The organism is Blastococcus aggregatus (assembly GCF_900221005.1).
GTDB classification, from domain to species: domain Bacteria; phylum Actinomycetota; class Actinomycetes; order Mycobacteriales; family Geodermatophilaceae; genus Blastococcus; species Blastococcus aggregatus.
In genome coordinates this window covers 642375-664077 of record NZ_OBQI01000002.1, presented here as the reverse complement: position 1 = coordinate 664077, position 21703 = coordinate 642375, and the positions used below count along the sequence as shown (strand labels likewise).

29 protein-coding genes are annotated in these 21703 nt (G+C 69.4%); 26 read left to right on the top strand and 3 right to left on the bottom strand.

Annotated features, from left to right (window positions below):
- The first annotated feature begins 65 nt into the window (after positions 1-65).
- On the top strand, positions 66-3971 hold the full coding sequence (locus tag CRP29_RS08920; protein WP_097194652.1) for a DNA-directed RNA polymerase subunit beta': 3906 nt from the start codon (positions 66-68) through the stop codon (positions 3969-3971).
- A 100-nt stretch (positions 3972-4071) separates the two neighbouring features.
- On the opposite strand, the gene CRP29_RS08915 is transcribed toward CRP29_RS08920, so the two are convergent.
- From CRP29_RS08915 to CRP29_RS08905, 3 genes are all read right to left on the bottom strand, one after another.
- Positions 4072-5118 (bottom strand): LLM class F420-dependent oxidoreductase, encoded by a 1047-nt coding sequence (locus CRP29_RS08915; protein WP_097194651.1) that lies wholly within the window; start codon positions 5116-5118, stop codon positions 4072-4074.
- Positions 5119-5180: 62 nt separating this feature from the next.
- The gene (locus CRP29_RS08910; protein WP_097194650.1) at positions 5181-5396 is read right to left on the bottom strand and encodes a hypothetical protein; all 216 of its coding nucleotides are present in this window, start codon (positions 5394-5396) and stop codon (positions 5181-5183) included.
- A 55-nt stretch (positions 5397-5451) separates the two neighbouring features.
- A complete protein-coding gene (locus CRP29_RS08905; RefSeq protein ID WP_097194649.1) occupies positions 5452-6426 on the bottom strand; it encodes a chymotrypsin family serine protease in 975 nt (324 codons plus the stop codon).
- A gap of 600 nt (positions 6427-7026) precedes the next feature.
- Between CRP29_RS08905 and rpsL the strand changes: the two genes are divergently transcribed.
- The 25 genes from rpsL (at position 7027) to rplO (ending at position 21659) form a co-directional block, all read left to right on the top strand.
- Positions 7027-7401, top strand: coding sequence for a 30S ribosomal protein S12 (gene rpsL, locus CRP29_RS08900; protein WP_029340027.1), 375 nt, complete (start codon positions 7027-7029; stop codon positions 7399-7401).
- Positions 7401-7871, top strand: coding sequence for a 30S ribosomal protein S7 (rpsG, locus tag CRP29_RS08895; protein ID WP_091770163.1), 471 nt, complete (start codon positions 7401-7403; stop codon positions 7869-7871). The genes rpsL and rpsG overlap by 1 nt, the downstream gene beginning before the upstream one ends.
- 100 nt (positions 7872-7971) lie before the next feature.
- Positions 7972-10071, top strand: a complete 2100-nt coding sequence (gene fusA / locus CRP29_RS08890) for an elongation factor G (protein ID WP_097194648.1) — start codon at positions 7972-7974, stop codon at positions 10069-10071.
- 96 nt (positions 10072-10167) lie between these two features.
- Positions 10168-11361 (top strand): elongation factor Tu, encoded by a 1194-nt coding sequence (gene tuf, locus CRP29_RS08885; RefSeq protein ID WP_097194647.1) that lies wholly within the window; start codon positions 10168-10170, stop codon positions 11359-11361.
- A gap of 132 nt (positions 11362-11493) precedes the next feature.
- Positions 11494-11799 (top strand): 30S ribosomal protein S10, encoded by a 306-nt coding sequence (rpsJ, locus tag CRP29_RS08880; RefSeq protein ID WP_014377994.1) that lies wholly within the window; start codon positions 11494-11496, stop codon positions 11797-11799.
- 15 nt (positions 11800-11814) lie between these two features.
- A complete protein-coding gene (gene rplC / locus CRP29_RS08875; protein ID WP_097194646.1) occupies positions 11815-12480 on the top strand; it encodes a 50S ribosomal protein L3 in 666 nt (221 codons plus the stop codon).
- Complete coding sequence (gene rplD / locus CRP29_RS08870) at positions 12477-13265, top strand: 50S ribosomal protein L4 (RefSeq protein ID WP_176522882.1); 789 nt, start codon at positions 12477-12479, stop codon at positions 13263-13265. The genes rplC and rplD overlap by 4 nt, the downstream gene beginning before the upstream one ends.
- The gene (rplW, locus tag CRP29_RS08865; RefSeq protein WP_097194645.1) at positions 13262-13564 is read left to right on the top strand and encodes a 50S ribosomal protein L23; all 303 of its coding nucleotides are present in this window, start codon (positions 13262-13264) and stop codon (positions 13562-13564) included. The genes rplD and rplW overlap by 4 nt, the downstream gene beginning before the upstream one ends.
- A 52-nt stretch (positions 13565-13616) precedes the next feature.
- Positions 13617-14450, top strand: coding sequence for a 50S ribosomal protein L2 (rplB, locus tag CRP29_RS08860; protein ID WP_091981769.1), 834 nt, complete (start codon positions 13617-13619; stop codon positions 14448-14450).
- A 21-nt stretch (positions 14451-14471) separates the two neighbouring features.
- A complete protein-coding gene (rpsS, locus tag CRP29_RS08855) occupies positions 14472-14753 on the top strand; it encodes a 30S ribosomal protein S19 (RefSeq protein ID WP_029340037.1) in 282 nt (93 codons plus the stop codon).
- 20 nt (positions 14754-14773) lie between these two features.
- Positions 14774-15241 carry a 50S ribosomal protein L22 gene (gene rplV, locus CRP29_RS08850; protein WP_097194644.1) on the top strand — a complete coding sequence of 156 codons (468 nt, stop codon included), beginning with the start codon at positions 14774-14776 and terminating at the stop codon, positions 15239-15241.
- Positions 15241-16191 carry a 30S ribosomal protein S3 gene (rpsC, locus tag CRP29_RS08845; protein WP_097194643.1) on the top strand — a complete coding sequence of 317 codons (951 nt, stop codon included), beginning with the start codon at positions 15241-15243 and terminating at the stop codon, positions 16189-16191. The genes rplV and rpsC overlap by 1 nt, the downstream gene beginning before the upstream one ends.
- A gap of 4 nt (positions 16192-16195) precedes the next feature.
- The gene (gene rplP, locus CRP29_RS08840) at positions 16196-16612 is read left to right on the top strand and encodes a 50S ribosomal protein L16 (protein ID WP_091770143.1); all 417 of its coding nucleotides are present in this window, start codon (positions 16196-16198) and stop codon (positions 16610-16612) included.
- Complete coding sequence (gene rpmC, locus CRP29_RS08835) at positions 16612-16845, top strand: 50S ribosomal protein L29 (RefSeq protein ID WP_097194642.1); 234 nt, start codon at positions 16612-16614, stop codon at positions 16843-16845. The genes rplP and rpmC overlap by 1 nt, the downstream gene beginning before the upstream one ends.
- The gene (gene rpsQ, locus CRP29_RS08830) at positions 16842-17132 is read left to right on the top strand and encodes a 30S ribosomal protein S17 (protein WP_097194641.1); all 291 of its coding nucleotides are present in this window, start codon (positions 16842-16844) and stop codon (positions 17130-17132) included. The genes rpmC and rpsQ overlap by 4 nt, the downstream gene beginning before the upstream one ends.
- Before the next feature lie 206 nt (positions 17133-17338).
- Positions 17339-17707, top strand: coding sequence for a 50S ribosomal protein L14 (gene rplN / locus CRP29_RS08825; protein ID WP_091770139.1), 369 nt, complete (start codon positions 17339-17341; stop codon positions 17705-17707).
- 2 nt (positions 17708-17709) lie between these two features.
- Positions 17710-18057 (top strand): 50S ribosomal protein L24, encoded by a 348-nt coding sequence (gene rplX / locus CRP29_RS08820; RefSeq protein ID WP_425427069.1) that lies wholly within the window; start codon positions 17710-17712, stop codon positions 18055-18057.
- 2 nt (positions 18058-18059) lie between these two features.
- Positions 18060-18644, top strand: a complete 585-nt coding sequence (rplE, locus tag CRP29_RS08815; protein WP_097194640.1) for a 50S ribosomal protein L5 — start codon at positions 18060-18062, stop codon at positions 18642-18644.
- 19 nt (positions 18645-18663) lie between these two features.
- The gene (locus CRP29_RS08810; RefSeq protein WP_091981751.1) at positions 18664-18849 is read left to right on the top strand and encodes a type Z 30S ribosomal protein S14; all 186 of its coding nucleotides are present in this window, start codon (positions 18664-18666) and stop codon (positions 18847-18849) included.
- A gap of 118 nt (positions 18850-18967) precedes the next feature.
- Entirely contained in the window at positions 18968-19372 is a 405-nt protein-coding gene (rpsH, locus tag CRP29_RS08805; RefSeq protein ID WP_425427068.1) for a 30S ribosomal protein S8, read from the top strand.
- Between the two features lie 14 nt (positions 19373-19386).
- Positions 19387-19926 (top strand): 50S ribosomal protein L6, encoded by a 540-nt coding sequence (gene rplF, locus CRP29_RS08800; RefSeq protein ID WP_097194638.1) that lies wholly within the window; start codon positions 19387-19389, stop codon positions 19924-19926.
- Entirely contained in the window at positions 19926-20333 is a 408-nt protein-coding gene (gene rplR, locus CRP29_RS08795; protein WP_097194899.1) for a 50S ribosomal protein L18, read from the top strand. Before rplF ends, rplR begins: the two co-directional genes overlap by 1 nt.
- Positions 20334-20382: 49 nt before the next feature.
- A complete protein-coding gene (gene rpsE / locus CRP29_RS08790; protein WP_097194637.1) occupies positions 20383-21021 on the top strand; it encodes a 30S ribosomal protein S5 in 639 nt (212 codons plus the stop codon).
- A 1-nt stretch (position 21022) separates the two neighbouring features.
- On the top strand, positions 21023-21202 hold the full coding sequence (rpmD, locus tag CRP29_RS08785; protein ID WP_091770124.1) for a 50S ribosomal protein L30: 180 nt from the start codon (positions 21023-21025) through the stop codon (positions 21200-21202).
- Between the two features lie 13 nt (positions 21203-21215).
- Positions 21216-21659 (top strand): 50S ribosomal protein L15, encoded by a 444-nt coding sequence (rplO, locus tag CRP29_RS08780; protein WP_091981733.1) that lies wholly within the window; start codon positions 21216-21218, stop codon positions 21657-21659.
- Positions 21660-21703 lie beyond the last annotated feature (44 nt).

The following is a 21703-nucleotide window of genomic DNA, read 5'->3' as shown; positions in this document are numbered from 1 at the left end:
GGCCGGCCGACCTCTCCACCACAGCCATAGAAGCGAAGCACTAGCCCCTGAAAGGGGTCACCACCTTGCTCGACGTCAACTTCTTCGACGAACTGCGCATCGGGCTGGCCACCGGCGACGACATCCGCCAGTGGAGCCACGGTGAGGTGAAGAAGCCCGAGACCATCAACTACCGCACCCTCCGCCCGGAGAAGGACGGTCTCTTCTGCGAGAAGATCTTCGGTCCCACCCGGGACTGGGAGTGCTACTGCGGCAAGTACAAGCGCGTGCGCTTCAAGGGCATCATCTGCGAGCGCTGCGGCGTCGAGGTCACCCGCGCCAAGGTGCGTCGTGAGCGGATGGGCCACATCGAGCTGGCCGCGCCGGTCACCCACATCTGGTTCTTCAAGGGCGTCCCGTCCCGCCTGGGCTACCTGCTCGACCTGGCGCCCAAGGACCTCGAGAAGATCATCTACTTCGCGGCCTACATGATCACCTCGGTCGACGACGAGGCGCGCCACCGCGACCTCCCGACCATCGAGGCCGAGATCAGCGCCGAGAAGTCGAACCTGGAGGGCCAGCGCGACGCCAACGTCGAGGCCCGCCAGCAGAAGCTCGAGGCCGACCTGGCCGAGCTCGAGGCGGAGGGCGCCAAGTCCGACGTCCGCCGCAAGGTGCGCGAGGGCGGTGAGCGCGAGATGCGCCAGCTGCGCGACCGCTCCCAGCGGGAGATCGACCGCCTCGACGAGGTGATGGACACCTTCCGCAAGCTCGAGGTCAAGCAGCTCATCGCCGACGAGGGCCTCTACCGCGAGCTGCGCGACCGCTTCGGTGAGTACTTCGAGGGCGGCATGGGCGCCGCGGCGCTGCAGAAGCTGCTCGCCGGCTTCGACCTCGACGCCGAGGCCGCCTCGCTGCGCGAGACCATCCGCAGCGGCAAGGGTCAGCGCAAGCTGCGCGCGCTCAAGCGGCTGAAGGTCGTCGCGGCGTTCCAGCAGACCCGGAACTCGCCCATGGGCATGGTGCTGGACTGCGTCCCGGTCATCCCGCCGGACCTGCGCCCGATGGTGCAGCTCGACGGTGGCCGCTTCGCCACCAGCGACATGAACGACCTGTACCGCCGCGTGATCAACCGGAACAACCGGCTGAAGCGTCTGCTGGACCTCGGCGCGCCCGAGATCATCGTGAACAACGAGAAGCGGATGCTCCAGGAGTCCGTGGACGCGCTGTTCGACAACGGCCGTCGCGGCCGGCCGGTCACCGGCCCGGGCAACCGCCCCCTGAAGTCCCTGAGCGACCTGCTCAAGGGCAAGCAGGGCCGGTTCCGCCAGAACCTGCTCGGCAAGCGCGTCGACTACTCCGGCCGTTCGGTCATCGTCGTCGGCCCGCAGCTGAAGCTGCACCAGTGCGGCCTGCCCAAGCAGATGGCCCTGGAGCTCTTCAAGCCCTTCGTCATGAAGCGGCTGGTCGACCTCAACCACGCCCAGAACATCAAGTCCGCCAAGCGGATGGTCGAGCGCGCGCGCCCGGTCGTGTGGGACGTGCTGGAAGAGGTCATCACCGAGCACCCGGTGCTGCTGAACCGCGCGCCGACGCTGCACCGTCTGGGCATCCAGGCCTTCGAGCCCCAGCTGGTCGAGGGCAAGGCCATCCAGATCCACCCGCTGGTCTGCACCGCGTTCAACGCGGACTTCGACGGTGACCAGATGGCGGTGCACCTGCCGCTGTCGGCCGAGGCGCAGGCCGAGGCCCGCATCCTCATGCTGTCGAGCAACAACATCCTGAGCCCGGCCGACGGTCGTCCGATCACCGCGCCGACCCAGGACATGGTGCTGGGCCTGTACCACGTGACGACCCTCGTGCCGAGCCGGCACGAGGTCGACGGTGGCAAGCCGGCGGCCTTCTCGTCCGCGTCGGAGGCCCTCATGGCCTACGACATGGGCGCGCTGGGCCTGCAGGAGCGCGCGCTCATCCGTCTCGACGAGGTGTTCGGCGTCGACAACGGCAAGGCCAACGAGGCCTGGGTGCAGCCCGAGGACTGGACGCCCGGCGCTCCCGCGCTGGTCGAGACCAGCCTGGGCCGGGTGCTGTTCAACGAGGCCCTGCCCGAGGACTACCGCTTCGTCAACTACCAGGTGCCGAAGAAGGAGCTCGGGGCGATCGTCAACGACCTCGCCGAGCGCTACCCCAAGGTGCAGGTGGCGGCGACGCTGGACGCCCTCAAGGCGGCCGGCTTCCGCTGGGCGACCCGTTCGGGCGTCACGATCGCCATCGACGACGTCGTCACCCCGCCGGCCAAGCGCGAGATCATGGACCGGCACGAGGCCGAGGCCGCCAAGATCGAGAAGCAGTACGAGCGCGGTGTCATCACCGACTCCGAGCGTCGTGGCGAGCTGATCGAGATCTGGACCCGCGCGCGGGCCGAGGTCTCCCAGGCCATGGTGGACAACTTCCCGACCACCAACCCGGTCTGGGTCATGGTCAACTCGGGTGCCCGAGGCAACATGATGCAGATCAGCCAGATCGCCGGTATGCGTGGTCTGGTCGCCAACCCCAAGGGCGAGATCATCCCGCGGCCGATCAAGGCCAACTTCCGGGAGGGTCTGTCGGTGCTGGAGTACTTCATCTCCACGCACGGCGCCCGCAAGGGTCTCGCGGACACCGCCCTGCGGACCGCCGACTCCGGGTACCTCACCCGTCGTCTGGTGGACGTCTCGCAGGACGTCATCATCCGCGAGGAGGACTGCGGCACCGAGCGCGGCGTCGTCATGCCGATCGGCACCGTCGTCGACGGCAAGGTCACGCGTGACGCACACGTCGAGACCAGCGTCTACGCCCGCGCCCTGGCCGCCGACGTGGTGGCCGAGGACGGGACGGTCATCGCCCCGGCGAACGCCGACCTGGGCGACGTGCTCATCCAGACGCTGATCGACGCCGGCGTGGCCGAGGTCAAGGTCCGCTGCGTGCTCACCTGCGAGTCGCTGCTGGGCACCTGCGCGACCTGCTACGGCCGCTCGCTGGCCTCGGGCAAGCTCGTGGACGTCGGCGAGGCCGTCGGCATCATCGCCGCCCAGTCCATCGGTGAGCCCGGCACGCAGCTGACGATGCGCACCTTCCACACCGGTGGTGTGGCCGGCGCGGACATCACGCACGGTCTGCCGCGTGTGGTCGAGCTCTTCGAGGCCCGTGTCCCCAAGGGCAAGGCGCCGATCGCGGAGCTCGCGGGCGCCGTCCGGATCGAGGACAGCGAGCAGTTCCGCAAGCTGACCATCACCCCGGACGACGGCTCGGACGAGGTCGTCTACGAGAAGCTGTCGCGTCGCTCGCGGCTGCGGGTCGAGGACGGCGCGCACGTCGAGGTGGGCGAGCAGCTCACCGAGGGTGCGGTGGACCCGCACGAGGTGCTGCGGATCATGGGCCCGCGCGAGGTGCAGCTGCACCTCGTCCGCGAGGTCCAGGAGGTCTACCGCTCGCAGGGCGTGTCGATCCACGACAAGCACATCGAGGTGATCATCCGCCAGATGCTGAAGCGGGTGACCATCATCGACTCGGGCGCCACGGAGTTCCTGCCGGGTGCGCTGGTCGAGCGGACGCTGTTCGAGACCGAGAACCGCCGCGTCGTCGCCGAGGGCGGCGAGCCGGCCTCGGCCCGTCCGGTGCTCATGGGCATCACGAAGGCCTCGCTCGCGACCGAGTCGTGGCTGTCGGCCGCCTCCTTCCAGGAGACGACCAAGGTGCTCACCGACGCCGCGATCCAGGGCAAGAGCGACAGCCTGCTCGGGCTCAAGGAGAACGTGATCATCGGAAAGCTGATCCCGGCGGGTACGGGCATCAGCCGCTACCGGAACATCACGGTCGAGCCGACCGAGGAGGCGCGTGCCGCGGTCTACACGATGGCCGGCTACGACGACGGGCAGTACTACAGCCCCGACGTCTTCGGTCAGGGCACCGGCGAGGCCGTGCGTCTCGAGGAGTACGACTGGCGGCAGTGATGCCACCTAGCACGTGACGAAAGGGCCCCCAGATCCGAGTACGGATCTGGGGGCCCTTTTCGTGTGTGCGGACTTTCGGTGCAGAAAGTCCGCCGTGGGATCAGCCGGCCAGCTTCTTCATGGTCTCGACGGTCTTCAGCCGGCCCTCGCGGCTGCCGTCGAGGGGCTGGAGCATCAGCGTCGTGACGCCGGCCTCGGCGAAGGCGGCAACCCGCTCGGCGACGTGCGACTCGGGGCCGATCAGCGAGGTGGCGCGCACCAGCTCGTCGGGCACCTTGGCCGCGGCCTCGTCCTTCCTGCCGTCGAGGTAGAGGTCCTGGATCTCCTTGGCCTCGGCCTCGAAGCCGTAGCGGACGGCCAGGTCGTTGTAGAAGTTCTTGCCGCGGGCGCCCATCCCGCCGATGTAGAGGGCCAGGCCGGGACGGACCCGGTCCATCAGCTGCGCCTCGTCCAGGCCCTCGCCGATGGCCACCGGCACACCGGTGATGACCTGCAGGTCACCCAGCAGCGGGTCGCGCTTCGCCTTGCCCGCGGCGAGGGCGTCGCCCCACACCGACTGCGCCCGCTCGGGCATGAAGAAGATCGGCTCCCACGCCTCGGCGATCTCGGCGCACAGCTCCACGTTCTTCGGGCCGAGCGCGGCGAGCATCACCGGGATGCGCTCGCGCACGGGGGTGTTGATGAGCTTCAGCGGCTTGCCCAGACCCGTGCCCTGGTCGGCCGGCAGCGGAATGTCGTACTTCTTGCCGTGGTGCTCGACGCGCTCGCGGCGCCAGACCTGGCGGCAGATCTCGACGATCTCCCGGGTGCGCTGCAGCGGCGCGTCGTAGGGGACGCCGTGCCAGCCCTCGATCACCTGCGGGCCCGAGGCGCCGAGGCCGAGGGTGAAGCGGCCGTTGGAGACGTAGTCCAGGCCGGCGGCGGTCATGGCGGTCAGCGCCGGCGTGCGGCTGTAGAGGGGGAAGATGGCGCTGAGCAGCTCGACCCGCTCGGTCACCGCCGCCAGGTAGCCCAGCTGGCTGACCGCGTCGAACGTGTAGACCTCGGCCACCGCCGCGACGTCGAGCCCTGCGGACTCGAGGTCGCGGATCTCGGACGCGGTCTGGGTGAACCCACCGCTGTAACTGGCTTGGGTGCCGATGCGCACGTGCCCTCCTCAGGTGTACGGGCCCGCTGCGGTGCGGCCCCTGAGGGCACGCTATCGGCCCGCTACAACGGGCGGACGGCGCCGATGACCGCGGTGACCACCCGGACGCCGTCGACGACGCCGGGCACGCGGGTCCCGACGGCGGGATCGGTGAGCTCGACGGTCAGCACGTAGCCGTCGTCGCGCCGGGCGAGGCCGATGCCGACGACACCGGGATCGCCGGAGAGGCGCTCGACGAGCACGCTCTTCGCGGCGCGTGCCGCCGCCCGGTCGGTCATGACCCCATCGTGCCCCTCCCGGCGTCCGGAGGACACCGGCCGGCGCCGCGGGAGGTCAGCCGGAGAGCCACTCCCCGCCGAGCAGCCGGAGGACCGTGGCCAGCGGGTTGGCGAAGGTGACCCCGGAGCCGTCCACGCCGCCGGTCGTGCTTCCCGCGAACAGCAGCGCCAGAGGGGCGCGGTCCCGGCTGCGCCAGATCACCGACCCGCTGTCGCCGCCCGCGCTGAACCCGCCGGCCCCCTGGATCTCGATCTGGTCGTCGAAGCGGTGCACTCCCTGGGGGGACGACGGAGCGTCGTACTGCACGGCCACCGCGTCCACCTCGACCGCGGTCACCACGCCGCGGGTGTGCCCCGTCGTCCTGCCGACCTTCTCCACGGCCTCGTCCGGGTCGACGTCCGTGGTCGCCACCACGGGGCCCCCTAGGGGCCCGCCGGGCAGATCCCGGGGGCAGGTGTCGACGCCCGGGTCCAGCAGGGCCACAGCGGCGTCCACGAGGTTGGGGCGACCCTCGACGAAGCGCTGGAAGGCGGTCAGCGAAGCCACCCGGTCGCCCGGGACGCCGCCGTCCGCCGGCCCGGGCTGCAGGACGGCGTCGCCGGGCCTCGCGGCGTCGCTCGCCGCGAGGACGTGGTTGTTGGACAGGATGGCCCGGCCGCCCGCGATGCGGACGAACCCGCCCAGCGTCCCGGCCGTGACGTCGGTGTGGGCCACGGAGAGGCCGGGACGGAGCGGACGCACCCGCCGCTGCAACTCCTCGGGTGTGGGCCAGCTCAGTGCCCGCACCGGGCCGATCACGCGGATCTCCACCTCGGCCGCGGCCGCCCGCCCCAGGTCGGGGAGCAGCGCCCGGTCACCGTCGCGCTGGAGCCGCACAGCGACCCGGGCGCCCGAGGGGCCGGCCGGGGTGAGCCCGACAGCGACCCAGGGCCACGGCGCGTCGGTTCCGGCGTCGGAGGCGACCACGGGGGCCGAGGGCAGCCGGTCGAGGATGCGGGCCTTGAGCTCGCGGGCGGAGTCGGGGTGCACGGGGTCTCCTGGCGCGGGGAGCGGGACGGGCGGGACGCTAGGTGCCGGGTACGACAGATCCCGGCGCCGAACCGCTGCCCGGCGCAGCGAGTCCGCTCCCGCGGCCGCGGTGCAGCAGGTACCGTCCGAGCCGCTCCAGCGGTGCATCCGGACGACGGTGCGCCCGGGAGGAAGAAGACCGGGCGGCCCGCCGTTGCCCGGATGTCACCCGCCTCCGGTGGGTGGCGGCCGGCCTCCGGCCGTGCGTGTGAGGGACCCGGCTTTGACCGGTCCTCCAGGCGCGGGTATCGTGGTCAGCCGTGCCCAGGGTGCCCTGGGCCAGCTCCCGTTCGCGGTGCGCCTGGGCGACGAATTCGGTCGCCTGGACCGCCCTCCGGCCCCCGGCCGGAAGGTGGCGGCGCCGAGTCGCGAGGGGCTACCGAGTTCGGTCCGACCACGGACCGGTCCCGGATCGGGCGACACGCCCGACCGCGGGGGCCGGACAGTGGCTGGTGGCCGGGATCGGGTGGGCTTCCGCAGGGCGGCCCGGCACCCGTGCACGACCAGCAAGCACCACACCCAGAGCACGACCCCAGCGCAGGTAGGAGATCCAGGCCACCCATGCCCACGATCAACCAGCTGGTCCGCAAGGGCCGCGAGGACAAGGTCGAGAAGACCAAGACTCCGGCGCTGAAGGGTTCGCCCCAGCGCCGCGGAGTCTGCACGCGCGTCTACACGACGACGCCGAAGAAGCCGAACTCGGCGCTGCGCAAGGTCGCCCGTGTGCGCCTCACCAGCGGGGTCGAAGTCACCGCCTACATCCCCGGTGTCGGCCACAACCTGCAGGAGCACTCGATGGTGCTCGTGCGTGGCGGCCGGGTGAAGGACCTGCCGGGCGTGCGCTACAAGATCATCCGCGGCTCGCTGGACACGCAGGCCGTCCGCGGCCGCAAGCAGGCCCGCAGCCGCTACGGCGCCAAGAAGGAGAAGAGCTAATGCCTCGCAAGGGCCCCGCGCCGAAGCGGCCGCTGGTCATCGACCCGGTCTACCAGTCGCAGCTGGTCACCCAGCTGGTCAACAAGGTGCTCGTCGACGGCAAGCGCTCGATCGCAGAGGCGATCGTCTACGGCGCCCTCGAGGGTGCCCGCGCCAAGAACGACACCGACCCGGTCGTGACGCTCAAGCGCGCGCTGGACAACGTCAAGCCGAGCCTCGAGGTCCGCAGCCGCCGCGTCGGTGGCGCGACCTACCAGGTCCCGGTCGAGGTCCGCGCCTCGCGCAGCACCACCCTCGGTCTGCGCTGGCTCATCCAGTACAGCCGGGCCCGTCGCGAGAAGACGATGACCGAGCGCCTGATGAACGAGCTCCTCGACGCCAGCAACGGCCTCGGTGCCGCCGTGAAGCGCCGCGAGGACACGCACAAGATGGCCGAAGCGAACAAGGCCTTCGCGCACTACCGCTGGTAACGCACGCGACCAGCGCCCGCCGTCGGCGGGAATCCCGGGACGCACTCACGAGGTCGTAGTCCCGGCACCCGCACACGGACCTGAACCAAGAGGAGAAGCAATGGCCAGCAACGAGGCCCAGCTCCGCAAGACCCGGAACATCGGGATCATGGCGCACATCGACGCCGGCAAGACGACCACCACCGAGCGCATCCTCTTCTACACCGGTATCACGTACAAGATCGGTGAGGTCCACGACGGCGCGGCCACGATGGACTGGATGGAGCAGGAGCAGGAGCGCGGCATCACCATCACGTCCGCCGCGACGAAGTGCTCCTGGAACGACCACGACATCAACATCATCGACACCCCCGGGCACGTCGACTTCACCGTCGAGGTGGAGCGCTCGCTCCGCGTGCTCGACGGTGCGGTCGCGGTGTACGACGGTGTCGCCGGCGTCGAGCCCCAGACCGAGCAGGTCTGGCGCCAGGCCGAGAAGTACGGCGTCCCGCGCATGTGCTTCGTCAACAAGCTCGACCGCACCGGTGCCGACTTCTTCCGCTGCGTCGACATGATGGTCGAGCGGCTGGCGGCCAACCCGCTGGTGCTGCAGCTGCCGATCGGGGCCGAGGCCGACTTCATCGGCGTCGTCGACCTGGTCCAGATGCGCGCGCTCACCTGGCGCGGTGAGACCAAGCTGGGCGAAGACTACGAGATCGAGGAGATCCCGGCCGAGCTCGCCGACCAGGCCGCGGAGTACCGCGAGAAGCTGCTCGAGAACATCGCGGACTTCGACGACTCGCTGATGGAGGACTACCTCGCCGGCGAGGAGATCGCGGTCGACCGCCTCAAGGCGGCCATCCGGAAGGCCACCATCGGCGGCCAGGTCAACCCGGTCCTCACCGGCACCGCGTTCAAGAACAAGGGTGTGCAGCCCCTGCTCGACGCCGTCGTCGACTACCTGCCCAGCCCGCTGGACATCGAGGCGATCGTCGGCACCGCGCTGGACGGCGAGACCGAGGTCCTGCGTCACGCCGACGAGGACGAGCCGTTCTCCGCGCTGGCGTTCAAGATCCAGACCGACATCCACCTGGGCAAGCTGACCTACGTCCGCGTGTACTCGGGCCGGCTCGACTCCGGGACCGCGGTGCTGAACAGCACCAAGGACCGCAAGGAGCGGATCGGCAAGATCTACCAGATGCACGCCAACAAGCGCGAAGAGCGCGCCGGCGTCGGCGCCGGTCAGATCGTGGCGGTCAACGGCCTCAAGCAGACGACGACGGGTGACACCCTCTGCGACCCGCAGAACCCGGTGATCCTCGAGTCGATGTCCTTCCCCGCTCCCGTCATCTCGGTCGCGATCGAGCCGAAGACGAAGAGCGACCAGGAGAAGCTCGGCACCGCGATCCAGAAGCTGGCCGAGGAGGACCCGACCTTCCAGGTCAAGCTGGACGAGGAGACGGGCCAGACGGTCATCTCCGGCATGGGCGAGCTCCACCTGGAGATCCTCGTCGACCGCATGCGCCGCGAGTTCAACGTCGAGGCCAACGTCGGCAAGCCGCAGGTCGCCTACCGCGAGACGATCCGCAAGGGCGTCGAGCGCTACGACTACACGCACAAGAAGCAGACCGGTGGCTCCGGCCAGTTCGCGAAGGTGCAGATCGCTCTCGAGCCGCTCGAGATGAGCGCCGACTCGGCGACCTACGAGTTCGAGAACAAGGTCACCGGTGGTCGCATCCCGAAGGAGTACATCCCCTCGGTCGACCAAGGCATGCAGGACGCCATGCAGTACGGCGTCCTGGCCGGGTACCCGATGGTCGGCGTCAAGGCGTCGCTGCTGGACGGCCAGTACCACGAGGTCGACTCCTCGGAGATGGCCTTCAAGATCGCCGGATCGATCGCCTTCAAGGAGGCGGCACGCAAGGCCAGCCCGGCCCTGCTGGAGCCGCTCATGGCGGTCGAGGTGACCACGCCCGAGGAGAACATGGGCGACGTCATCGGCGACCTCAACTCCCGCCGCGGCACCATCCAGGCGATGGAGGAGCGCTCCGGCGCCCGCATCGTCCGGGCCCTGGTCCCGCTGTCGGAGATGTTCGGCTACGTGGGCGACCTGCGCAGCCGCACCCAGGGACGGGCGAGCTACTCGATGGTCTTCGACTCGTACGCCGAGGTCCCGGCCAACGTCGCCAAGGAGATCATCGCCAAGGCGACCGGCGAGTAACGGCAAGACCGGACGCGGGCCCAGCCCGCGGCCGGCGGGCCCCGCCCGAAACCCCAGAGCACGCACCACCTGCGTAACCACGAGGAGAGGAACCCAGTGGCCAAGGCCAAGTTCGAGCGGACCAAGCCGCACGTCAACATCGGCACCATCGGGCACATCGACCATGGCAAGACGACGCTGACCGCGGCGATCACCAAGGTCCTGCACGACAAGTACCCGGACCTCAACGAGGCGTCTGCGTTCGACCAGATCGACAAGGCGCCCGAGGAGAAGGCCCGCGGCATCACGATCTCGATCGCGCACGTCGAGTACCAGACGGAGAACCGTCACTACGCGCACGTCGACTGCCCCGGGCACGCCGACTACATCAAGAACATGATCACCGGTGCCGCGCAGATGGACGGCGCGATCCTCGTGGTCGCGGCGACCGACGGCCCGATGCCGCAGACCAAGGAGCACGTCCTCCTGGCCCGCCAGGTCGGCGTCCCCTACATCGTGGTGGCCCTCAACAAGGCCGACATGGTGGACGACGAGGAGATCCTGGAGCTCGTCGAGCTCGAGGTCCGCGAGCTGCTCAGCGAGTACGAGTTCCCGGGCGACGACCTCCCCGTGATCCGCGTCTCGGCGCTCAAGGCGCTCGAGGGCGACAAGGAGTGGGGCGACAAGCTCATGGAGCTGATGAACGCCGTCGACACCGCGATCCCGGAGCCGGAGCGCGACATCGACAAGCCGTTCCTCATGCCCGTCGAGGACGTCTTCACGATCACCGGTCGTGGCACGGTCGTCACCGGCCGCGTCGAGCGTGGCATCGTGAAGGTCTCCGAGGAGATCGAGATCGTCGGCATCCGCGAGAACTCGACCAAGACCACGGTCACCGGCGTCGAGATGTTCCGCAAGCTGCTCGACCAGGGTCAGGCCGGCGACAACGTGGGCCTGCTGCTGCGCGGCATCAAGCGCGAGGACGTCGAGCGCGGCCAGGTCGTCGTCAAGCCCGGCTCGATCACCCCGCACACCAACTTCGAGGGTTCGGTCTACATCCTCTCGAAGGACGAGGGTGGCCGTCACACGCCGTTCTTCAACAACTACCGTCCCCAGTTCTACTTCCGGACGACGGACGTGACCGGCGTGGTGACCCTGCCCGCCGGCACCGAGATGGTCATGCCCGGTGACAACACCGAGATGACGGTGGAGCTCATCCAGCCCATCGCCATGGAGGAGGGCCTGAAGTTCGCCATCCGTGAGGGTGGTCGGACCGTGGGCGCCGGTCGCGTCGTCAAGATCCTCAAGTAACACCCCCGGTGGGTGGCGGCCGCTGGCCGGCCGCCACCCACTCCGGGTCCGGAGTTGAACTCGCCGGACCCACCCCGGGTCAGCAGACCCACTCGAACTTTCACAACCGATCGGCAGGAGCAGAAGACAGCGATGGCGGGACAGAAGATCCGCATCCGGTTGAAGGCCTACGACCACGAGGCGATCGACGCTTCGGCGCGACGCATCGTCGAGACGGTCACCAAGACCGGAGCGCGAGTGGTCGGCCCGGTGCCGCTGCCGACGGAGAAGAACGTGTACGCGGTGATCCGTTCGCCGCACAAGTACAAGGACTCGTTCGAGCACTTCGAGATGCGCACGCACAAGCGGCTCATCGACATCCTCGACCCGACGCCGAAGACGGTCGACGCGCTGATGCGCATCGACCTCCCGGCCTCGGTCGACGTCAACATTCAGTAAGGGCAGTCAGCAGACATGGCGAGCACATTTCGCGGTCTCCTCGGCGAGAAGCTGGGGATGACCCAGGTATTCGACGAGAACAACCGCCTCGTGCCGGTGACCGTCGTCAAGGCGGGCCCGTGTGTGGTGACCCAGGTGCGCACCCCCGAGGTCGACGGCTACTCAGCCGTCCAGCTCGGGTTCGGTGAGATCGACCCGCGGAAGGTGAACCGCCCCGAGGGCGGGCACTTCACCAAGGCGGGCGTGACGCCGAGGCGGCACCTGGTGGAACTGCGCACCGAGGACGCCGGCGACTACACGGTCGGCCAGGAGCTGAACGCCGACGTCTTCGACGGCGTGGCCAAGGTCGACGTCATCGGTACGAGCAAGGGCAAGGGAACCGCCGGTGTCATGAAGCGTCACGGCTTTAAGGGCCTCGGCGCGGGACACGGCGTCAAGCGCAAGCACCGCCACCCCGGTTCCATCGGTGGCGCGTCGACCCCCGGTCGCGTGTTCAAGGGCCTCAAGATGGCCGGCCGCATGGGCCACGTGAAGACCACGACGCTGTCGCTGGTCGTCCACAAGGTCGACACCGAGCGCGGCCTGCTGCTGATCAAGGGCGCCATCCCCGGCCCGAAGGGCGGGCTCCTGCTCGTTCGTTCGGCCGTCAAGGGCGGCCCCGTGGGGAGTGACAAGAAGTGACCACGACCATCAACGGCGGGGCACCCGAGCGCACCGACCGTCAGGTCGACGTCCGCACGCCGGCGGGGGAGACCTCGGGCAGCGTGACGCTGCCCGGCGCTCTCTTCGACGCCGACGCGAACGTCTCCCTGATGCACCAGGTCGTCGTGGCGCAGCTCGCCGCGGCCCGCCAGGGCACGCACTCGACCAAGACGCGGGCCCAGGTCAGCGGTACCGGCGCCAAGCCGTACCGCCAGAAGGGCACCGGTCGCGCCCGCCAGGGTTCGCTGCGCTCGCCGCAGTTCTCCGGCGGTGGCGTCGCCCACGGCCCGGTGCCGCGTGACTACACGAAGAAGACGCCCAAGAAGATGAAGGCTGCCGCGCTCCGCGGTGCCCTCTCCGACCGGGCACGCGAGGGCCGGGTCCACGTCGTCTCGGCGTTCGTCGACGGCGACGCCCCGAAGACCAAGTCCGCCATGGCGACGCTCAACGCGATCACCTCGGCCAAGCGGGTCCTCGTGGTCCTCGACCACGACGACGTCCTCAACTGGGTGAGCCTGCGCAACCTGCCGCAGGTGCACCTGATCGAGGCCGGCCAGCTCAACACGTACGACGTGCTGGTGTCCGACGAGGTCGTCTTCACCGAGACCGCGCTGGCCGAGTTCGTCTCCGGGCCCGCCAAGGGGAAGCGCTCCGGCGCCGACCTGCCCGACCTCGCCACCCGCGAGATCTCCGGTGGCGTCCCGTCCATCGCCCCCGCCGCCGGCGAGGGCACCGTCGAAGAGACCACCGAGGAGAAGGCATGAGCGTCCGCGACCCCCGGGACGTGCTCCTCTACCCGGTCATCTCCGAGAAGAGCTACGGGCTCCTCGACAGCAACCAGTACACGTTCATCGTGCTGCCCGAGGCCAACAAGACCCAGATCAAGATCGCGGTCGAGCAGATCTTCAACGTGAAGGTTCTCGGCGTGAACACGATCAACCGCCAGGGCAAGCGCAAGCGCAGCCGTGGCACGCAGATGGGCAAGCGCAAGGACACCAAGCGCGCCATCGTCTCCGTCGCCCCCGGCGACCGCATCGAGATCTTCGGCGGACCGGGCGCCTGACGGCACCCGACCACCGACCGGACCAGAGAGAACAGACAGGGACTCACGACCCATGGCTATCCGCAAGTACAAGCCGACGACGCCGGGCCGCCGCGGCTCCAGTGTCGCCGACTTCGCCGAGGTCACCCGCGACCATCCCGAGAAGTCGCTGGTCCGGCCGCTGCACGGCCGCGGTGGACGCAACGTCCACGGCAAGGTCACCGCTCGCCACCAGGGTGGTGGTCACAAGCGCGCCTACCGGCTGATCGACTTCCGCCGGGCGGACAAGGACGGCGTGCCCGCCAAGGTGGCGCACATCGAGTACGACCCGAACCGCACCTCGCGGATCGCGCTGCTGCACTTCGCCGACGGCGAGAAGCGGTACATCATCGCGCCGGCGAAGCTGAAGCAGGGCGACACGGTCGAGTGCGGCCCCGCGGCCGACATCAAGCCGGGCAACAACCTGCCGCTGCGCAACATCCCCGTCGGTACGGTCATCCACGCCATCGAGCTCCGGCCCGGTGGCGGCGCGAAGATCGCCCGGTCGGCGGGCACGAGCGTCCAGCTGGTCGCGCGTGAGGGCCGCTTCGCCCAGCTGCGCATGCCGTCGGGCGAGATCCGCAACGTCGACGTGCGCTGCCGCGCCACCGTCGGCGAGGTGGGCAACGCCGAGCAGTCGAACATCAACTGGGGCAAGGCCGGCCGCATGCGGTGGAAGGGCAAGCGCCCGACCGTCCGCGGTGTCGCCATGAACCCGGTCGACCACCCGCACGGTGGTGGTGAGGGCAAGACCTCCGGTGGTCGTCATCCGGTGAACCCCAAGGGCAAGCCGGAAGGCCGTACGCGCAAGCGCAAGGCCAGTGACGCCCTGATCGTGCGCCGCCGGCGCGCCAACAAGAAGCGCTGAGCGGGATAGGAGCCGACAGACATGCCACGCAGCCTGAAGAAGGGCCCGTTCGTCGACGACCACCTGCTCAAGAAGGTGGACGCCCAGAACGAAAAGGGCACCAAGAACGTGATCCGTACCTGGTCACGCCGCTCGACGATCATCCCGGACATGCTGGGTCACACCCTCGCGGTGCACGACGGCCGCAAGCACGTCCCGGTGTTCGTGACCGAGGCGATGGTCGGGCACAAGCTCGGCGAGTTCGCCCCCACGCGCACGTTCCGTGGGCACATCAAGGACGACCGCCGCTCGCGGCGGGGCTGACCAGGTAGAGAGAGATTCAGATGACTTCCCAGTTGGGACAGGAGGCACCGGTCGCCCGGGCTACGGCCCGGTTCGTCCGCGTGACCCCCATGAAGGCCCGTCGGGTGGTGGACCTGGTCCGCTACCTGCCGACCGACGAGGCGCTGGCGCTGCTGCGCTACGCCCCCCAGAGCGCCAGCGAGCCGGTCGCCAAGGTGGTCGCCAGCGCGGTGGCCAACGCCGAGCACAACCTGCAGCTCGACCCGGCCGCGCTGGTCGTCAGCGCCGCCTACGTCGACGAGGGCCCCACGCTCAAGCGGATCCGTCCGCGTGCGCAGGGTCGTGCGTTCCGCATCAACAAGCGGACCAGCCACATCACCATCGAGGTGAGCGAGGTCGCCTCCAGCGCCGACCTCGCGCAGAAGTCGCGCAAGGCCCGCCGGGACACCGGCATGGTCGGCCCCGCGACCCAGCAGTCCACCAGCAACTCGAAGGGAGGGACCCGCTAGTGGGTCAGAAGGTCAACCCGCACGGGTTCCGGCTCGGGATCACCACCGACTACAAGTCCCGGTGGTACGCGGACAAGCTGTACGCCGACTACGTCAAGGAAGACGTCGCGATCCGCAAGCTCATGTCCAAGGGCATGGAGCGGGCCGGCATCTCCAAGGTGGAGATCGAGCGCACCCGTGACCGGGTCCGCGTCGACATCCACACCGCCCGCCCGGGCATCGTCATCGGTCGCCGTGGCGCCGAGGCCGACCGCATCCGTGGCGAGCTCGAGAAGCTCACCGGCAAGCAGGTGCAGCTGAACATCCTCGAGGTCAAGAACCCCGAGTCCGACGCGCAGCTGGTCGCCCAGGGCGTGGCGGAGCAGCTCTCCTCCCGCGTGAGCTTCCGCCGTGCCATGCGCAAGGCGATGCAGTCGGCGCAGCGCAGCCCGCAGGTCAAGGGCATCCGCGTGCAGTGCTCGGGTCGCCTCGGCGGCACCGAGATGAGCCGCTCGGAGTTCTACCGCGAGGGTCGCGTCCCGCTGCACACGCTCCGGGCCAACATCGACTACGGCATCTACGAGGCCCGCACCACCTTCGGTCGCATCGGCGTCAAGGTGTGGATCTACAAGGGTGACGTCAGCGGATCGCGCGCCGAGCGCGCCGCCCTCGAGGCCCTGGCCGAGCGTCAGGGTCAGCGCCGCGAGCGCCCCCAGCGCCCGCGCCGTTCGGGCTCGTCGGGCACCACCGCCGGCGGCACCGAGGCCGGCCGCGCTGCCGCGACCGAGGGGACCGGCCCCGCGGCCGAGGCTCCCGAGGCCGTCGTCGCGCAGACCTCCGGTGAGGTCGCTCCCGAGCAGACCGTCGCCGAGGCTGCCGGCCCCGAGGCCACCGCCGCCGTCGAGACCGCGGCTGCCGAGAACACGGCGGCCGAGACCACCACGGCTACCAGTTCGGAAGAGGGGGCCTGACGCCATGCTCATCCCACGGCGCGTCAAGCACCGCAAGCAGCACCACCCGAGCCGTTCGGGCAAGGCCAAGGGCGGTACCGAGATCAACTTCGGTGAGTTCGCGATCCAGGCCCTCGAGCCCGCCTACGTGACCAACCGTCAGATCGAGTCCGCTCGTATCGCGATGACGCGGCACATCAAGCGTGGCGGAAAGGTGTGGATCTCGATCTACCCGGACCGTCCGCTGACCAAGAAGCCGGCCGAGACCCGCATGGGTTCCGGTAAGGGTTCGCCCGAGTGGTGGGTGGCCAACGTCAAGCCCGGCCGCGTCCTGTTCGAGCTGTCCGGCGTCGCCGAGCCCGTGGCCCGCGAGGCCATGCGCCGCGCGATCCACAAGCTGCCGATGAAGTGCCGCTTCATCACGCGAGAAGGAGAAGTGTGATGGCCGCCGGTCTGACCGCTCCCGAGCTGCGCGAGCTCTCCGCCGACGAGCTGGCCTCGCGGCTGCGTGAGTCGAAGGAAGAACTGTTCAACCTGAGGTTCCAGGTGGCCACCGGCCAGCTGGACAACAACCGGCGACTGCAGACCGTCCGCCGCGACATCGCCCGGATCTACACGATCATGCGCGAGCGCGAGCTGGGTCTCTCGGTCGCCCCGAACGAGGGTGTGGCATGAGCGAGACCCAGGAAGCGTCGGGCCCCGGCCTGGCCGGTCGTGGGTACCGCAAGGTCCGTGAGGGCCTGGTGGTCAGCGACAAGATGGAGAAGACCATCGTCGTCGAGGTGGAGGACCGCGTGAAGCACCCCCTCTACGGCAAGGTCATCCGCCGCACGAACAAGCTCAAGGTCCACGACGAGCAGGGGGTCGCCGGCATCGGTGACCGCGTGCAGATCATGGAGACCCGGCCGATGTCTGCCACCAAGCGGTGGCGCGTCGTCTCGGTCATCGAGAAGGCCAAGTAAGAGGCGGCCCTCCGGGGCCGTATCGGGTAGGAGTACCCTGGACCATCGGCGCGCATCTCACCGCTCAGCGGTTCGCGCGCCGCATCCCGGTACCCGTGCGACGGTGCGCACCGGCGGCTCACGCCGCCGGTGCGTCCGCACGCGGTACCGGACAGCCGGTTCACCGTTCCGGCCCGGCTGTCACCACAAGTATTTGGGAGTAGCACGTGATCCAGCAGGAGTCGCGACTGCGTGTCGCCGACAACACCGGTGCGAAGGAGATCCTCTGCATCCGGGTTCTCGGGGGCTCCGGGCGACGCTACGCGGGAATCGGCGACATCATCGTCGCCACCGTGAAGGACGCGTTGCCGGGTGCCGGTGTGAAGAAGGGTGACGTCGTCAAGGCGGTCATCGTCCGCACCGTGAAGGAGCGCCGTCGTCCCGACGGTTCCTACATCCGCTTCGACGAGAACGCCGCGGTCATCATCCGCGACAGCGGCGACCCGCGCGGGACCCGCATCTTCGGGCCGGTCGGCCGGGAGCTGCGCGACAAGCGCTTCATGCGGATCATCTCGCTCGCCCCGGAGGTGCTGTGATCATGGCTGCCACGAGCAACGGCAAGACGCCGTCCATGAAGGTCAAGAAGGGTGACACCGTCCTGGTCCTCGCGGGCCGCGACAAGGGTGCCAAGGGCCGCGTCATCGCTGCCTACCCGAAGCTCCAGAAGGTCCTGGTCGAGGGCGTGGGGCGGGTCAAGAAGCACACCCGCATCAGCTCCAACCAGCGCGGCGCCCAGCAGGGCGGGATCGTCACGCAGGAGGCTCCCATCCACGTGAGCAACGTGATGGTGATCGACTCCGAGGACAAGCCGACCCGGGTCGGTTACCGCAAGGACGAGGAAGGCCGCAACATCCGGGTCTCGCGGCGCACCGGTAAGGACCTCTGATCATGAGCGCACCCTCCCGCGAGCTGCCCCGCATGCTCGCCAACTACCGCGAGACCATCGTGCCGGCGCTGCAGAGCGAGTTCGGCTACGAGAACGTCATGCAGATCCCGCGTCTGACCAAGATCGTGGTCAACATGGGTGTCGGCGAGGCGACCCGCGACGCGAAGCTGATGGACGGCGCGGTCCGCGACCTCACCGCCATCACCGGTCAGAAGCCGGCCGTCGTCCGGGCCCGCAAGTCCATCGCGCAGTTCAAGCTGCGCGAGGGCATGCCGATCGGCGCCAAGGTGACCCTCCGCGGCGACCGCATGTGGGAGTTCCTCGACCGCCTGCTGTCGCTCGCCCTGCCCCGCATCCGTGACTTCCGCGGCCTGAACTCCAAGCAGTTCGACGGCCACGGCAACTACACGTTCGGGCTGAACGAGCAGTCGATGTTCCGCGAGATCGACGTCGACAAGATCGACCGGCCGCGCGGTATGGACATCACGCTGGTCACCACTGCCACGAACGACGAGGAGGGTCGCGAGCTGCTCCGCCAGCTCGGCTTCCCCTTCGCCGGGTCGCCCGTCATCACGACCGTCCGCTGAGTCGGGCAGGAGAGAAGCAATGGCCAAGAAGGCGCTGATCAACAAGGCGGCCCGCAAGCCCAAGTTCGCGGTCCGTGGCTACACCCGCTGCCAGCGGTGCGGTCGTCCGCACTCGGTGTTCCGCAAGTTCGGCCTCTGCCGGATCTGCCTGCGGGAGATGGCCCACGCCGGGGAGCTCCCCGGCGTGAAGAAGTCCAGCTGGTAACTGCACCACCCCCCTGCACCACTCACGGCTCCACCGATCGCCGAAAGGCCCACGCGCCAAGTCCCGGAGACCCGGCGCATGAGGAACCGCGGCGAGAGAGGCACCACCACCCATGACCATGACCGACCCGATCGCGGACATGCTGACGCGTCTGCGGAACGCCAACCAGGCGTACCACGACTCCGCGGCGATGCCGTCCTCGAAGCTGAAGACGCACATCGCACAGATCCTCCAGGAGCAGGGCTACATCGCCGGCTGGAGCGTCAAGGAGATCGAGAAGGACGGCAGCACGTTCAAGCAGCTCGTCATCGACCTCAAGTACGGCCCGAACCGCGAGCGCAGCATCGCCGGTGTCCGGCGCGTGTCGAAGCCCGGTCTGCGGGTCTACGCGAAGTCCACCTCGCTGCCCAAGGTGCTCGGCGGCCTGGGCGTGGCGATCATCTCCACGTCCACCGGACTGCTCACCGACAAGCAGGCGAACAAGAAGGGCGTGGGTGGGGAAGTCCTCGCCTACGTCTGGTAAGGGAGCGAGCGAAGATGTCACGGATCGGACGACTCCCGATCGCCGTGCCCGGTGGCGTGGACGTCGCCATCGACGGTCAGACGGTCAGCGTGAAGGGGCCCAAGGGCGAACTCCGCCACACGGTCGCCGCGCCGATCACCGTCGAGCACGACGAGGACGGCACGCTGCGGGTGCAGCGCCCCAACGACGAGCGACAGAACCGCGCCCTGCACGGGCTCTCGCGGACGCTCATCGCCAACATGATCACCGGCGTCACCGAGGGCTACACCAAGACCCTCGAGATCGTCGGCGTCGGCTACCGCGTCCAGGCGCGCGGCTCGGACCTCGAGTTCGCCCTGGGCTTCAGCCACCCGGTGCCCGTCAAGGCACCGGACGGCATCACCTTCGCCGTCGAGACCCCGACCCGTCTGCGGGTCACGGGAATCGACAAGCAGCTCGTCGGTGAGGTCGCAGCCAAGATCCGCAAGATCCGCAAGCCCGACCCGTACAAGGGCAAGGGCGTGCGGTATCAGGGCGAGGTCGTCAAGCGCAAGGTCGGGAAGACGGGTAAGTGATGGCTCAGGCAGAGAAGGCCGCTCGGGTCCACAAGCCCGTCGGAACCGACATCAGTACGGCGCGCCGCACGTCGCGGCTGCGTCGCCACAACCGGCTGCGCAAGCGCGTCTCCGGTACCGCCGAGCGTCCGCGCCTGGTGGTCAAGCGGAGCACGCGCCACATCCACGTGCAGCTGGTCGACGACACGCTCGGCCGCACGCTGGTCAGCGCCTCCACGATGGATGCCAGCCTGCGCGGCGCCGAGGGCGACAAGTCCGCCCTCGCCCGTCAGGTCGGTGCCCTGGTGGCGGAGCGGGCGAAGGCCGCGGGCGTCACGGCGGTCGTGTTCGACCGTGGTGGCAACCGGTACGCCGGGCGGATCGCCGCTCTGGCCGACGGTGCCCGCGAGGGTGGGCTGGACTTCTGATGACCACCCACACCAGCAGCACGAGCGAGCAGATCGAGAGGGACGTCTGATGCCAGGACCACAGCGACGCGGCGGCGGCGCCGGCGGTGCCGGTGGCGCCGGCGGTGCCGGCGGCAACGACCGTCGGGACCGTCGTGACGGCGGCCGGGGCCCCGGTGGCGCGCCCGCCGAGAAGAGCAACTACATCGAGCGCGTGGTCGCCATCAACCGCGTCTCCAAGGTCGTCAAGGGTGGTCGTCGCTTCAGCTTCACCGCCCTGGTGATCGTGGGCGACGGTGACGGCACCGTGGGCGTCGGCTACGGCAAGGCCAAGGAGGTGCCCGCGGCGATCGCCAAGGGTGTCGAGGAGGCCAAGAAGCACTTCTACAAGGTGCCTCGCATCGCCGCCACCATCCCGCACCCCGTGCAGGGTGAGGCGGCGGCCGGTGTCGTGCTGCTCAAGCCGGCCAGCCCGGGTACCGGTGTCATCGCCGGTGGTCCGGTGCGCGCCGTCCTCGAGTGCGCCGGCATCCACGACGTGCTCTCCAAGAGCCTCGGGTCCTCGAACCCGATCAACATCGTGCACGCCACGATGCAGGCGCTGAAGGACCTCGTCCGTCCCGAGGAGATCGCGGCCCGCCGCGGTCTGCCCCTGGAGGACGTCGCCCCGGCGGCCATGCTCCGTGCCCGTGCGGGCCAGGGAGTCTGAGATGGCGCAGCTGAAGGTCACCCAGATCAAGTCGGGGATCGGCACCAAGCCGAACCAGCGTCAGACGCTGCGTTCGCTGGGCCTGAAGCGGATCCACGACTCGGTCGTCCAGGAGGACCGTCCCGAGATCCGCGGGATGGTCGCGACGGTGCCGCACCTGGTCACCGTCGAAGAGGTCTGAGGAAAGACTCGCTATGACTCTGAAGGTCCACCACCTGCGTCCGGCCCCGGGCGCTCACACCGCCAAGACCCGTGTGGGTCGCGGTGAGGGCTCCAAGGGCAAGACGGCCGGTCGCGGCACCAAGGGCACCGGGGCGCGCGGCAATACCTCCGCCCGGTTCGAGGGTGGGCAGACCCCGCTGCACATGCGGCTGCCCAAGCTCTCGGGCTTCAAGCCCCCGAACAAGATCGTGTTCCAGGTCGTCAACCTCGACCGGATCGCGGCGCTGTTCCCCCAGGGCGGCACGGTCAACCCGGACACCCTCGCCGAGGCCGGCGCGGTCCGCCGCAACCAGCCGGTGAAGGTGCTCGGCACCGGCGAGCTCGGCGGCGTCAAGGTCGACGTCTCGGCCCACGCCTTCTCCTCGGCCGCGGCCGAGAAGATCGGCGCAGCCGGGGGCAGCACGACCCGCATCTGACCCGGGTCCCGGCTCCCGCCGCGAGTGCGCTCGCGGCGGGAGCA